This is a genomic window from Rhodococcus sp. KRD197 (genome assembly GCF_017168235.1).
Taxonomy (GTDB): domain Bacteria; phylum Actinomycetota; class Actinomycetes; order Mycobacteriales; family Mycobacteriaceae; genus Rhodococcoides.
The window spans coordinates 1-395 of sequence record NZ_JABFAO010000041.1 but is presented as its reverse complement, the minus strand read 5'-3'; the positions used below and the strand labels follow the sequence as shown (position 1 = coordinate 395).

Annotated in this window: 1 protein-coding gene; it reads right to left on the bottom strand. The window is 66.8% G+C overall.

The genetic code is table 11. From position 1 onward, the window contains the following. On the bottom strand, window positions 1-395 hold a 395-nt coding region (locus tag J1M86_RS23880; RefSeq protein WP_206511631.1), incomplete at both ends, for a M24 family metallopeptidase.

The window sequence follows — 395 nt, the reverse complement described above, 5'->3', positions numbered from 1 at the left end:
GGACCGGACCGGTCGCGGTCAGCCGCGGCGCCTCGTGGCTGACCAGCCCGATGCCGTGGGCGGTGAAGTCGAGCACGGCGCGGTTCGGCGACGATTTGACCATAGCCTCACCTGCCGCGATGATGTCGCCGCCCATCGCGCCCGGCCGGATCACGCGCCGGGCGGCCTGCTGAATGTCCTCGACTTCGTGCAGCAATTCGCGAAGCTCGCTGTCGGGCTCTCCCAGGATGCCCATGCGGCTGAGGTCGCCGATATAGCCCCGGTAGTTTCCGCCGGAATCGATCGAGATCACGTCGCCTTCCGCGAGGCGCTGGTTCGAGGGCGCGCGGTTATGGCTGTTGCCTGCGGCAATCAGGCAATATTCGAACACCAGATCGCGCGCCTGTTCCTCATGC